The 12085-nt window shown below is 58.0% G+C and carries 11 protein-coding genes; 5 read left to right on the top strand and 6 right to left on the bottom strand.

Annotated features, from left to right (window positions below):
- Positions 1-30: 30 nt before the first annotated feature.
- Positions 31-639, bottom strand: a complete 609-nt coding sequence (locus PFZ56_RS28010; RefSeq protein WP_102860671.1) for a TetR/AcrR family transcriptional regulator — start codon at positions 637-639, stop codon at positions 31-33.
- A 203-nt stretch (positions 640-842) separates the two neighbouring features.
- Here PFZ56_RS28010 and PFZ56_RS28005 point away from each other — a divergent pair, with 203 nt between their 5' ends.
- Entirely contained in the window at positions 843-1901 is a 1059-nt protein-coding gene (locus PFZ56_RS28005) for an MBL fold metallo-hydrolase (RefSeq protein ID WP_102880601.1), read from the top strand.
- Positions 1902-1989: 88 nt separating this feature from the next.
- Entirely contained in the window at positions 1990-2547 is a 558-nt protein-coding gene (locus PFZ56_RS28000; protein WP_170001950.1) for an AAA family ATPase, read from the top strand.
- On the opposite strand, the gene PFZ56_RS27995 is transcribed toward PFZ56_RS28000, so the two are convergent.
- Together PFZ56_RS27995 and PFZ56_RS27990 are read right to left on the bottom strand one after the other, a co-directional pair.
- A complete protein-coding gene (locus tag PFZ56_RS27995) occupies positions 2529-2846 on the bottom strand; it encodes a transcriptional regulator (protein WP_102860674.1) in 318 nt (105 codons plus the stop codon). The two genes, PFZ56_RS28000 and PFZ56_RS27995, sit on opposite strands and share 19 nt — an antisense overlap.
- Positions 2847-2952: 106 nt before the next feature.
- A complete protein-coding gene (locus tag PFZ56_RS27990) occupies positions 2953-3744 on the bottom strand; it encodes a helix-turn-helix transcriptional regulator (protein WP_102880599.1) in 792 nt (263 codons plus the stop codon).
- 113 nt (positions 3745-3857) lie between these two features.
- Here PFZ56_RS27990 and PFZ56_RS27985 point away from each other — a divergent pair, with 113 nt between their 5' ends.
- Positions 3858-4676 (top strand): sulfite exporter TauE/SafE family protein, encoded by an 819-nt coding sequence (locus PFZ56_RS27985; RefSeq protein WP_170001949.1) that lies wholly within the window; start codon positions 3858-3860, stop codon positions 4674-4676.
- Between the two features lie 222 nt (positions 4677-4898).
- On the opposite strand, the gene PFZ56_RS27980 is transcribed toward PFZ56_RS27985, so the two are convergent.
- The 3 genes from PFZ56_RS27980 to PFZ56_RS27970 all read right to left on the bottom strand — a co-directional run bounded on the left by PFZ56_RS27980 (position 4899) and on the right by PFZ56_RS27970 (position 8311).
- Positions 4899-5879 carry a hypothetical protein gene (locus PFZ56_RS27980; protein ID WP_170001947.1) on the bottom strand — a complete coding sequence of 327 codons (981 nt, stop codon included), beginning with the start codon at positions 5877-5879 and terminating at the stop codon, positions 4899-4901.
- A gap of 169 nt (positions 5880-6048) precedes the next feature.
- Positions 6049-7296, bottom strand: coding sequence for a ribonucleotide-diphosphate reductase subunit beta (locus PFZ56_RS27975; RefSeq protein ID WP_011062780.1), 1248 nt, complete (start codon positions 7294-7296; stop codon positions 6049-6051).
- 751 nt (positions 7297-8047) lie between these two features.
- Entirely contained in the window at positions 8048-8311 is a 264-nt protein-coding gene (locus PFZ56_RS27970) for a DUF2790 domain-containing protein (protein ID WP_016968107.1), read from the bottom strand.
- 411 nt (positions 8312-8722) lie between these two features.
- On the opposite strand from PFZ56_RS27970, the gene acs reads away from it, so the two are divergent.
- Both acs and PFZ56_RS27960 read left to right on the top strand, forming a co-directional pair.
- On the top strand, positions 8723-10678 hold the full coding sequence (gene acs, locus PFZ56_RS27965) for an acetate--CoA ligase (protein WP_016968106.1): 1956 nt from the start codon (positions 8723-8725) through the stop codon (positions 10676-10678).
- A 613-nt stretch (positions 10679-11291) separates the two neighbouring features.
- Entirely contained in the window at positions 11292-12068 is a 777-nt protein-coding gene (locus PFZ56_RS27960) for an ABC transporter substrate-binding protein (protein WP_170001945.1), read from the top strand.
- The last annotated feature ends 17 nt before the right edge of the window (positions 12069-12085 follow it).

Raw genomic sequence — 12085 nt, 5'->3', positions numbered from 1 at the left:
GAACGTTGCACGACGGGAGCGCGAGCTGGCTCATGCTTGGTAGTGGGCCAGGAACATGTCCAGTGCCGATTCGATGACCCGGGTCTGCATGTCTGCTGTCAGGGGCGGCTGGCCCATGGTGATCTGCGGCCAGAAGGCAAAGCTCTTGATCAGCCCGTGCATCTGTTGCGCGGCGAACTCCGGGTCCAGGGGCTTGAGGCGGCCATCAGCCAGGGCCCCGCGGATCCACAGGGTCAGGCCTTCTTCCCGTTCGCCGAGTCGTTCCACCATGTTCTGTGCCCGCTCGGGGGAGTGAATGGTTGCGGCGATGGCGACTCGGGCCAGGTCGAGGAAGTTGTTGTCGGCCAGCAGTTGCAGCTTGGCGCGCAGAACGTTTTGCAACTGCTCGCGCAATGGCTGGTCGCTGCGGTAGCTGACTTCCGATTGGGCGCTGGTGCTGTTCCAGAGCTTATGCAGAATTTCGGCGAACAACTCTTCCTTGCTAGGGAAGTGGTTGTACACCGTGCGCTTGGAAACCCCGGCTGTCGCGGCAATCTTGTCCATGCTGGTGATCTCGAAACCGCTGGCGCGGAATTCGCTGATCGCCGCCTGGATGATTGCGTCGCGTTTAAGGTCGGTGAGGCGCTTCGGAGCTGTCATAAGTCGGGTTCGGTCAGGGTCGGCGTAGAAATCAGTCGGCAGTCTACTTCGTCTTAATTCTGTTGCAATGCAGAAACTACACTGTGTAGTGTAGCTTTTCTTGAAAACGATGATTGGCGGCTGATGCTTGCGTGCCTTGGCCAGTAGATCGTCTTGCAGAACAACGTCGGAACCTGCCGCGTTCCAATGGAGTCATTTCAATCATGGCCACTGTTTCGTCCAGCGTCACCCGCGCTCCCCGCCAGGAAACTTCCCGCCAGGAGCAGGGCGCCTTTCGTAACCATGCTCCGGTACGTCGCGCCGGTTTCGGTAAAACCCTGCAGATTTTCTGGAACATGCTGTTCCACAAACCGCGCAATACCCGTCCGGCCGGTGCCATACCCGTCCAGCCGCTGACCCGTGAGCAACTGCTGGCGGCTCCCAATCACAGTGTGTTTCGTCTTGGGCACTCCACGGTGCTGTTGAAGATGCGCGACAAGTTCTGGATCACTGACCCGGTGTTTGCCGAACGTGCATCCCCGGTGCAATGGGCTGGTCCGAAGCGTTTTCACCAGCCCCCCATCAGTCTGGAGGCGCTGCCCGAGATCGAGGCGGTGATCCTCTCCCATGACCATTACGATCACCTGGACCACCAGACAGTACTGGCCCTGGCAGGCAAGACCCGGCACTTTCTCACCCCGCTGGGAGTGGGAGACACCCTGATCAAATGGGGGGTACCAGCGGCCAAGGTCCGGCAGCTGGATTGGTGGCAGGGCTGCGAAGTCGAGGGCATCCGCTTTATCGCTACGCCGTCGCAGCACTTTTCCGGTCGCGGGTTGTTCGATGGCAATCACACCTTGTGGGCGTCCTGGGTGATGATCGACGCAGCGACGCGGATCTTCTTCAGTGGCGATACCGGTTACTTCGACGGCTTCAAGCGCATTGGCCAGCAATACGGGCCCTTTGACCTGACGCTGATGGAAACCGGTGCCTACAACGTCGAATGGCCCCATGTACACATGCAGCCGGAGCAAACCCTGCAAGCTCACATCGACCTGCAAGGTCGCTGGTTGCTGCCGATCCATAACGGCACCTTTGACCTGGCGATGCATGCCTGGCATGAGCCCTTCGACCGTATCCTGGCCCTGGCTTGGGAGCGCAGCATCACTATCACTACGCCGCAGATGGGTGAAGCCTTCAACCTCGCACAACCTCAGCGGGGCGGAGCCTGGTGGCTGGAGGTGGAAGGCGCCTCGGAACAGGCGGCTGTCGAGTCTGCGTAATCCTGTCCTGATCCATGTGTGGCAGGTCGGGCAAAGACAGGCCGAGGCTGTGAAACTTGTTGGATGTCCGCTCTGAGGGAGCAGTGTCATGGCCTACAGAATTCATATCTTCGGCGCATCAGGTTCCGGGACTACAACTTTGGGTCGGGCCCTGGCCGAGCGCTTGTGCTGCAAACACTTCGATTCCGATGATTTTTTCTGGCAACCCGGCGCCAAGCCTTTTAGTTGCCGGCGTCCCCGTGACGCACGTATCCATATGTTGCAAACCCAGGTGTTGACGGAGCCGGACTGGGTCCTGTCCGGCTCCCTTTGTGGTTGGGGAGATGTGCTGATCCCCAGTTTCACTCTGGCGGTCTTCGTGCAATTGGACCCTGAGGTTCGCTTGCAGCGCTTGCGTGCCCGTGAATTCCAGCGCTACGGCGAGCAGATTTTCGAAGGTGGTGAACGCTACGTCGCGACCCAGACTTTTCTCGCCTGGGCCGCCGGCTACGACGAGGGTGGCCACGGAACCCGCAGTCTGCGGCGGCATGAAAGCTGGATCAAAAAACTCGACTGTCCGCTCGTTCGCCTGGATTCGACCCGGCTTTCAGTGCCGGACTTGTGCGGGCAACTGCTCAAGGCACTGGATCACTCGATCATTGCGTAGTCAGGGCGTTCCATGGGGTTGGGAGTCGCGCCCTTGATATTCATGCCGCGGCCCGGAGCGAAGCCGGGAAAGAACACCAACCCTTGAGCTTCAAGGCAGAACGCCAGTGCCAGGCGGGTCACGTCACGCACCTCGTAGCCGGCTTCGAAGCGCTGGATAGCTTGCACCGAGACTGCGGATTCACGGGACAGTTGATCCATGTCCCAATCCAGCATGTCCCGGGCCTGGGCACAGTGCTGCGGAGTGAATTGATAGAGGGCGATACGTTCCAGGGTGATTTTCATCGCTAGAGAGGCCATGGTTTTCTCCGGGAGGTTAGGCTGGAAGTTGGCTTGGTGCTGGTTATTTGTACAGTTGTTTAATTCCCGGATCAAACTGATTTTTGCTCTCTGCCCGCGCCTTTGGTCACAAGGTTTTTCCCGGGCTCGGGTCCGTCCTGTTCAGGTAGGTACTGGGGGACTGTCCCAGCACTCGGCGGAACATGGTGGAGAATGCCCCGGGGCTTTCATAGCCGAAATCCAGGGCGATGCGTGTCACGGACTCCGCGGCTGCCAACCGCGCCAGGGCCAGGATCACGCAGGCTCGTTGTCGCCATTGAATGAAGCTCATACCCGTTTGCTGGCGGAAGACGCGATTAAACGTACGCAGGCTGACGTGCAATCGATCCGCCCAGTGCTCCGGGGATTGGTGAATATCGGGTTGCCCGAGAAAGGCCTGGCACAACTCCAGTAGCGGGCCATCAGCCGGCAGAGGGATATGCAGCGGTAGCGCCGTGCTGCGTCGCAGTTCATGCAGCAGCAGGTCGACCAGCAATCCGTCACGCCCGCGCTGATCGTATTGCAGGGGAATCTCTACGGCCTCCAGGAGCAGTTGGCGCAACAGCGGTGAGACGCTGACGACTCGACAGCCGCTGTTATCCAGGGGCGCCGCGGCAGGTTCGATATACAGGCTGCGGGTACTGACCCCGAGCATCAGCACCTCATGTTCCACCCCGGGTGGAATCCACACCGCATGTTGCGGTGGCACTACCCAGTTGCCCTGATCGGTGCCCACCTGCATGACTCCGGTAGCGCCATACAGCAGTTGTGCCCGCCGATGACGGTGACGAGGCAGGCGTTGGCCGTCGGCGTAGTCGGTGCCGATGGCCAGTACCGCACGCGGTGTCTGATCCAGTTGATCGATGGAGATATTGCGCATGCCGAGTCGTTCCGTGTTTGGCGTAAACGCAAATATTATTGGCTGACTTGCTGAAGTCGGCCAAGCGCTGAAGCTCTATCGTCCAGCTCTTGTGCAAAGACGAGCGTGGTCCGATGTTCTATCTACTGCTGGCACTTTTTGGTTGCATGACGGGTATCAGCGCCGTGCTGTTCGGCTTTGGCGGCGGATTTGTAGTGGTGCCGCTGCTGTACTGGATGCTGCTGGGCAGCCAGGGGGCGGACTCGGCGGCAGGGCAGTCGGCGATGCATGTCGCGGTGGCTACCTCGACTTGCGTGATGATCGTCAATGCCCTGGTCGCTAGCCGTCGACACCATCAGGCGGGCAATCTTGTTCGCCACTACCTGTGGCCGCTGGGGGGCTATATAGGGCTGGGGGCTATCTTGGGTGCGGCAGCGGCCATGTGGGTCAGTGGCGAAGTGCTTCGCTATGCCTTTATCGCCTACCTGGGAATCACCGTTGCTGACTGCCTGCTGCGACGTGGTTTTCTTGAACCGTCCCAAGGGCAGGAGGCGCGTCTTCTTGGAGCCCGCGAAACGCTCTTTGGCGGTGTAGGAATAGGTGTTGTCGCCACCTTTCTCGGCGTAGGCGGCAGTATCATGACGGTGCCCCTATTGCGCCGTTGCGGTCTGTCCATGACCCAGGCCACCGCAATGGCCAATCCTCTGAGCGTGCCTGTGGCGTTGGCGGGAACGGTCACCTACATGGCCCTGGCCGGTTTCAGCTCGTTCGATCTCGGACCCTGGTTTGTCGGTTATGTCGATCTGCTGGCGTTCTCGGTACTGACCCTCGGCTCGTTGCTGGGCATCCGCCTGGCCACTTCCTGGATTGGCAGAATTCCCGACCGTGTACATGCAAGGGTGTATATCGGTCTGTTGTTGCTGGTGCTGTTCAGCATGTGTGTGAAGGGCTAGGAGCGTCACGCTTGGTGGCTCGATTGTCCTTGTCCGCAGATCCATAATTGCCCGCCGCTGAACGCTGGCTCTGCTGACCGTGCTTTCGGCTTTTTCATACAAGGGAGCTTCCATGTTCAACGGATTGATCCAATGCACAGCCGACGGCTGGCAGGGGCGGTGGTCAGGAAGCATCCAGGGGCCGTGGCCCTGGAGTTGCCCAAGCGGTGAAACCGTAGGGGGCTATTTTGCTTCCAGGCCCGGTGCCTCGCGAATCACGAAATGGTCCAGGTTCTCGATATTGGCGCTGAACACCCCGAAGGTCGCTTCGGGGTTTTTCTTGCTCGGCACCTGCTTGAGTGTCGGGGTGACGCCATAGAAGAAGCAGTACAACTCACGCTGGCTGTCGATGGCGCCCTTGATCTCTTCAAGGAAGGCTTTGCGCTTGCGGTAGTTGTCGACCAGTTTCTTGCTCAGGTAGACGTTGACTGAATAGGGCTTCTTCTTGGCTTCTCCCTCTTCCTTGAACCAGACCTTGTGCTCGAAGTCGATGCGAAAGCTCTGGGTGTAGTCCTTGATTTCCTTGATCTTGCCCCAGTAGATCAGCCCCTTGTTATCCAGCAGGTACTCGATCTTCTTGAAGAACGAGGCGTAGGACGCTGTGTGCTCGCCGATCTTCAACGGCATGCGCTTGAGCAGTTCCTTGTCGTCGATATTCGACACGAAGCATTCCACCGGGTGAGCGAAGACGCTGGTCTTGTCCGGGGTTGTATCGCGCCCGGCGTGGGGCGCTTGCAAGCTGGCAGGCGTCACTGGCGGGTTATTTCCAGGTGTCTGCGGCGCTGCTGTCGGGTTGGCCGGTCGCCGCAGGTATTCGCGGCGGGTCAGCAGCAGCTCCGAAGGGAAGTGCTCCTCGCGATCATCCTCGACTGCAGCCCCTTCGATGCTGCCGGGGCTTTTGCTGATCCCGTAAGGGCAGCCTTCTATATGAAGAGTGCTGGGCAGGTTCTTGAAATGCGGAGTGCGGATGTAATTGACGTTCTTGGCATTGAAGGTGCCCAGTTGATTGGCGGCATCGAACGCTGCGCGACAGTCATCGTTGGGGCACTGGAAGCTTTCCTTGGTCGAGTCGAAGACCAGGGTTTCATCGAAGTTCAGATCCCGCACGTCATAGATCGACAACTTTTCGTCGAGGCTGATGCAGTAGGCGGTATCGAATTTCATGAGCGCTTTGATCCTTAAGCGGGGGAGGGAACTTTATAACGGCAGGTCTTGAAGCCTGCACGCACTTTAATGAGCCGGGCCTTGTAGATGAAGCAGGTGCGGATTTGCGCGGCCAATAAAAAAGCCCTGACCAAGTCAGGGCTTCTTGTTTGTTTCATCGATCCGGGAATCAATCCCAGCTCAATGCACCGCCAGTCTGATACTCGATCACGCGGGTCTCGAAGAAGTTCTTCTCTTTCTTCAAGTCCATGATCTCGCTCATCCATGGGAACGGGTTGGTGGTACCTGGGTACTCTTCCTTCAAACCGATCTGCGACAGGCGACGGTTGGCGATGAACTTGAGGTAGTCCTCCATCATCGCCGCGTTCATGCCCAGTACGCCGCGCGGCATGGTATCGCGAGCGTATTCGATTTCCAGTTGAGTGCCCTGGAGAATCATCTGGGTGGCTTCTTCCTTCATCTCGGCATCCCACAGGTGCGGGTTTTCGATCTTGATTTGGTTGATCACGTCGATGCCGAAGTTCAGGTGCATGGATTCGTCGCGCAGGATGTATTGGAACTGCTCGGCGACACCGGTCATCTTGTTGCGACGGCCCATGGACAGGATCTGGGTGAAGCCGCAATAGAAGAAGATGCCTTCCAGAACGCAGTAGTAGGCGATCAGGTTGCGCAGCAATTCCTTGTCGGTGTCGACGGTGCCGGTTTCGAATTTCGGATCGGAGATCGAACGGGTGTACTTCAGGCCCCAGGCAGCTTTCTTCGCGACCGATGGAATCTCGTGGTACATGTTGAAGATCTCGCCTTCATCCATGGCCAACGATTCGATGCAGTACTGATAGGCGTGGGTGTGGATCGCCTCTTCGAACGCCTGGCGCAGGATGTACTGGCGGCATTCCGGGTTGGTGATCAGGCGGTACACGGCCAATACCAGGTTGTTGGCAACCAGGGAGTCGGCGGTGGAGAAGAAGCCCAGGTTGCGCATGACGATGCGACGCTCGTCGTCGGTCAGGCCTTCCGGGTTTTTCCACAGGGCGATGTCGGCGGTCATGTTGACCTCTTGCGGCATCCAGTGGTTGGCGCAGCCGTCGAGGTACTTCTGCCAGGCCCAGTCGTACTTGAACGGTACCAACTGGTTGAGGTCGGCGCGGCAGTTGATCATGCGCTTTTCGTCAACGGCGACACGAGCGGAAGAGCCTTCCAGTTCAGCCAGGCCTTCGGCGATATCGAGCTGGTCCAGGGACGCCTTGGCGCGGGCCACGGCAGCGGAGTCGCTGGCAGTCACGGCGCGTGCTTCAAGAGCGGCGGCACCACCGGCGCTGTCGAGGCGGTCCATGTTGGCTTCAGTAGCGTGGCCGGCGTTGGCGCCTTTGACTGCAACTTCGCCTTCTTCTTTGTCGAATTCGTCCCAGCTCAGCATGACGTGTCGTCTCCTGCTTGAGGGCCAGATGCCCGTGTGAAAACAAAAGGGTTGGCTTTTCACACGGCGCTACTGGCCGCGTTAAATCATTGGAAATCGTTTGTTGCAGCAGTGAACGCAGGCAATAAACAGAAATACGTGTTCGGGTGCCTTGAAGCTGCTGTCGGGCGGAACTGAGGGTGTCGGTTCCGGCGCGGGATTCAGCAGGTCGTTTTCATCCGGTAAGGGAATGTTGCGGGCCCGTTTTGAGGACGCATTATAAGGATATTTTCAGGGCCGTGGGGCGACCGATGGGCGCAGGCGGGCCCAAGAAGGAGGGGGACTGAGAGCAAAGCGCGGGTTTACAAGGCTTTGGCCGTTGAAGATTTTTTTTCAGGCTCGAAAAAAATATCCTCGAGTGGCCAAAAAATAGCCAATTTTACTAGATGTTGTGTTTTTGCAAGCCTTTTTCAGGTTTTGAACACAACTCGAATCGTCCGGTTTTGTCGCTGAAAATCTCCTGGCAGAGGTCTTCAAGGTCGGCGGGATTGCCCTCGTCGAAGTCGTCAGCCGAGAGGCTCAAAAGGTCGTTGGCAGTGCCATGAGCAGGCCATCAACCACGGCAGCAAAAAGTGCGTGCGATTGCCGTACTCGCACGTCGTCAAGGTGAAGCCTTTCACTGCCCTTGGGCGGGTCGTTGTCGGGCATCTTTGCCGCAAGAGGGATTTCTTGCGGCCGGCAGTCATCAAGGTCTATGCAATGAACTTGGCTATTAGCCGTTAGAACAACCGTTGCCCATTACGCGGTATTGAAGAATATGCCGCTGACCGTGGGAGTCTTCATATTCCATGCGCGCTGGTACAACTTCGCATACTTCTGGAACTTCGCTCATGGAGATAACTTTGGCGATATCCAGGTCAGTGGAGTAAGTGTATTCCTCTACCGGTACTTGCTGCTGGGCGACATCAGTCGGGATCTCATCAGCCATCGCGGTAACGCACAGACTGCTGAGGGCCAGAACTAATAAAGCTTTCATTTGCGTTTTACCTTTCTAAGGTCGTGTGGGGTCACGCAGCCTTTGTGGGGCTGCGTGTGGAACTTGAGTAGAAGTTTGATTAACTGCCTTCGTGGGGGCTGCAACTTGGTTAATCAGATTGCCTGTTTGGCGAGACGGATTTTAGGCCCGGGGTCGGCGGCCATATAGGCGTACTTTTGATAAACACCTTTGACAGTTTTTGTAACAATCCCCGAAAAAGGCCTGTCTGCAGGTCTGTTTGAACATTTTTATCCGCGGTGAATATCGCTGTAAGCAGCGTTCTTGAAGGGTTGCGGCAAATATCAGGGTATTTCGCAGGGGGTTGTTACTACCATCGTCGAATGGTTCTATAGGCGCCCCCCGGCTACAACGGGGTCATACAAAAACAACTATGTCACCGAGGTAAGAAAGATGAGTGCGGCTTCTCTGTATCCCGTTCGTCCCGAGGTTTTGGCCAATACGCTGACTGACGAGGCGACCTACAAGGCCATGTACCAGCAGTCGGTCGTGAACCCGGACGGTTTCTGGCGCGAACAGGCCAAGCGTCTCGACTGGATCAAGCCTTTTACCACGGTGAAGCAGACCTCCTTCGACGACCACCACGTGGATATCAAGTGGTTCGCCGATGGCACCTTGAACGTCTCCTACAACTGTCTGGATCGCCATCTCGCCGAACGTGGCGATCAGATCGCGATCATCTGGGAAGGCGACGATCCTTCCGAAAGCCGCAACATCACCTACCGCGAACTGCATGAAGAAGTCTGCAAGTTCGCCAACGCCCTGCGCGGCCAGGACGTGCACCGCGGCGACGTGGTGACTATCTATATGCCGATGATCCCCGAAGCGGTGGTGGCCATGCTGGCCTGTACCCGTATCGGCGCGATCCATTCGGTGGTGTTCGGTGGCTTCTCGCCTGAGGCGCTGGCCGGTCGCATTATCGACTGCCGTTCGAAAGTGGTGATCACTGCCGACGAAGGCATCCGGGCGGGCAAGAAGGTGCCGCTCAAGGCTAATGTCGACGACGCCCTGACCAATCCGGAAACCAGCAGCATCCAGAAAGTCATCGTGTGCAAGCGCACCGGTGGCGACATCAAGTGGAACCAGCACCGCGACATCTGGTACGAAGACCTGATGAAAGTGGCCGGCAGCGTCTGTGCACCGAAAGAGATGGGTGCCGAAGAAGCGCTGTTCATCCTTTACACCTCTGGCTCCACCGGCAAGCCCAAGGGCGTGCAGCACACCACTGGCGGTTACTTGCTCTATGCGTCGCTGACCCATGAGCGGGTGTTCGACTACCGTCCGGGCGAAGTCTACTGGTGCACCGCCGACGTCGGCTGGGTCACCGGCCACACCTACATTGTCTATGGCCCCTTGGCCAACGGCGCCACCACTGTGCTGTTCGAAGGTGTGCCCAACTACCCGGACGTGACCCGGGTGGCGAAGATCGTCGACAAGCACAAGGTCAATATCCTCTACACCGCTCCGACCGCGATCCGCGCCATGATGGCTTCGGGCACCGCCGCCTGCGAAGGCGCCGACGGCAGCAGCCTACGCTTGCTGGGGTCGGTGGGCGAGCCGATCAACCCGGAAGCTTGGGATTGGTACTACAAGAACGTCGGCCAATCCCGTTGCCCGATTGTCGACACCTGGTGGCAGACCGAAACCGGCGCCACTCTGATGAGCCCGCTGCCGGGGGCGCATGCCCTGAAGCCGGGTTCTGCAGCACGTCCATTCTTCGGCGTGGTCCCGGCCCTGGTAGACAACCTGGGCAACATCATCGAAGGCGCGGCCGAGGGCAATCTGGTGATCCTCGACTCCTGGCCGGGCCAGGCGCGGACCCTGTACCGCGATCATGATCGTTTCGTCGATACCTACTTCAAGACCTTCCGTGGCATGTACTTCACTGGTGACGGCGCTCGTCGCGATGAAGACGGCTACTACTGGATCACCGGTCGCGTGGACGATGTACTCAACGTGTCCGGGCACCGCATGGGGACCGCCGAGATCGAAAGTGCCATGGTCGCTCACCCTAAAGTTGCCGAAGCGGCGGTGGTGGGCGTGCCTCACGACATCAAGGGCCAGGGCATCTATGTCTATGTGACCCTCAATGGCGGCGAAGAACCGAGCGAAGCCCTGCGTCTGGAGCTGAAGAATTGGGTGCGTAAGGAGATCGGTCCGATCGCCTCGCCGGATGTCATCCAATGGGCGCCGGGCCTGCCGAAAACGCGTTCCGGGAAGATCATGCGGCGAATCCTGCGCAAGATTGCCACGGCGGAGTACGACGGTCTGGGCGATATCTCCACCTTGGCCGACCCAAGTGTGGTGCAGCATCTGATTGATACTCACAAGACCATGAACGTCGCCTGAGGCGGGTTCCGAGTCATCCAGCCCCGCCCGGCCTTGTGCCGGGCGGGGCTTTTTTATGGCCACGTGATGCGCCGGCAAGCTGATTGCTGCGGGGCTGCGTGGTTGTTGCAGGGGGTTGGCTTGTCAGCGAAGAGGGGCGAATAAATATCGGATATTTCCGGCGAGCGCATATGAATGTTACCGACGTTGCCGAAGATGTAACCCCGCGCTCACTTTCGGGGCAATGGGAAACGCCCGGCCCTATTTCGGGGCCTTTTATACCCTTATAAAAAATAAGTCATCACGCTGCGCTTGCCGGAATAGAAGGCTTTGCGAATAATAGGCCCGCAATTTGCAACATAGATCGGTTTACTGTCTTTTGCTCTTGCATAGATTTGAAGAGCTGTCAATGTGCTGCCCCGGCATTCTCAATGCTTCTGTAATTTGTTGTCGCATTGAGGAAATATCGGCTTCCAGCCTGTCGTTAGAATGCCGGTCACTCGCTCGTCGCTGCCTGTGTGTGAGTCCTCTGCGGAGTTCCCAGGACGCAGCGCGGCAATTCAGGTTTCACCCATTCGCATATTGGGCTGTCGCTCACTCTGCCGTTTTCGCCCTTTACCGATGGAGTTCTAAGATGAAGAAACTCGTGCTTCTTGGCGCCCTGGCACTGTCCGTGCTGTCCTTGCCGACTTTCGCCGATGAAAAGCCGCTGAAAATTGGTATCGAAGCGGCTTACCCTCCGTTTGCCTCCAAGGCGCCGGATGGCAGCATCGTCGGTTTCGACTACGACATCGGCAATGCCCTGTGCGAAGAGATGAAGGTCAAGTGCGTATGGGTCGAGCAAGAGTTCGATGGCCTGATCCCGGCGCTGAAAGTGCGCAAGATCGACGCCATCCTCTCGTCCATGTCGATCACTGACGATCGCAAGAAGTCCGTGGACTTCACCAACAAGTACTACAACACTCCGGCCCGTCTGGTGATGAAGGCCGGTACCCAGGTCGGCGATGGCCTGGCTGAGCTCAAAGGCAAGAATATCGGCGTACAGCGTGGCTCGATCCACGAGCGTTTCGCTCGTGAAGTCCTGGCGCCGCTGGGTGCACAGATCAAGCCTTACGGCTCGCAGAACGAAATCTACCTGGATGTGGCGGCCGGTCGCCTCGACGGCACCGTGGCGGACGCTACGCTGTTGAATGACGGCTTCCTGAAAACCGACGCCGGCAAAGGCTTCGCCTTCGTCGGTCCGGCTTTCACTGACGTCAAATACTTCGGCGATGGCGTAGGGATCGCTGTACGCAAGGGTGACAAGGCCGATCTGGACAAGATTAACGCCGCCATCGCTGCCATTCGTGAGAATGGCAAGTACAAGCAAATCCAGGACAAGTACTTCGACTTCGACATTTACGGCAAGTAAGACCGTCGAAACAGTCA

This window comes from Pseudomonas danubii, assembly GCF_042980055.1.
GTDB lineage: Bacteria > Pseudomonadota > Gammaproteobacteria > Pseudomonadales > Pseudomonadaceae > Aquipseudomonas > Aquipseudomonas danubii.
This window is presented reverse-complemented; position numbering and strand designations above follow the sequence as displayed.

What these genes read in the sequence shown, in the direction of transcription:
- PFZ56_RS28010 (WP_102860671.1), bottom strand. Translation starts at nt 639, where the DNA reads ATGACAGCTCCGAAGCGCCTCACCGACCTTAAACGCGACGCAATCATC.
- PFZ56_RS28005 (WP_102880601.1), top strand. Translation starts at nt 843, where the DNA reads ATGGCCACTGTTTCGTCCAGCGTCACCCGCGCTCCCCGCCAGGAAACT.
- PFZ56_RS28000 (WP_170001950.1), top strand. Translation starts at nt 1,990, where the DNA reads ATGGCCTACAGAATTCATATCTTCGGCGCATCAGGTTCCGGGACTACA.
- PFZ56_RS27995 (WP_102860674.1), bottom strand. Translation starts at nt 2,846, where the DNA reads ATGGCCTCTCTAGCGATGAAAATCACCCTGGAACGTATCGCCCTCTAT.
- PFZ56_RS27990 (WP_102880599.1), bottom strand. Translation starts at nt 3,744, where the DNA reads ATGCGCAATATCTCCATCGATCAACTGGATCAGACACCGCGTGCGGTA.
- PFZ56_RS27985 (WP_170001949.1), top strand. Translation starts at nt 3,858, where the DNA reads ATGTTCTATCTACTGCTGGCACTTTTTGGTTGCATGACGGGTATCAGC.
- PFZ56_RS27980 (WP_170001947.1), bottom strand. Translation starts at nt 5,879, where the DNA reads ATGAAATTCGATACCGCCTACTGCATCAGCCTCGACGAAAAGTTGTCG.
- PFZ56_RS27975 (WP_011062780.1), bottom strand. Translation starts at nt 7,296, where the DNA reads ATGCTGAGCTGGGACGAATTCGACAAAGAAGAAGGCGAAGTTGCAGTC.
- PFZ56_RS27970 (WP_016968107.1), bottom strand. Translation starts at nt 8,311, where the DNA reads ATGAAAGCTTTATTAGTTCTGGCCCTCAGCAGTCTGTGCGTTACCGCG.
- acs (WP_016968106.1), top strand. Translation starts at nt 8,723, where the DNA reads ATGAGTGCGGCTTCTCTGTATCCCGTTCGTCCCGAGGTTTTGGCCAAT.
- PFZ56_RS27960 (WP_170001945.1), top strand. Translation starts at nt 11,292, where the DNA reads ATGAAGAAACTCGTGCTTCTTGGCGCCCTGGCACTGTCCGTGCTGTCC.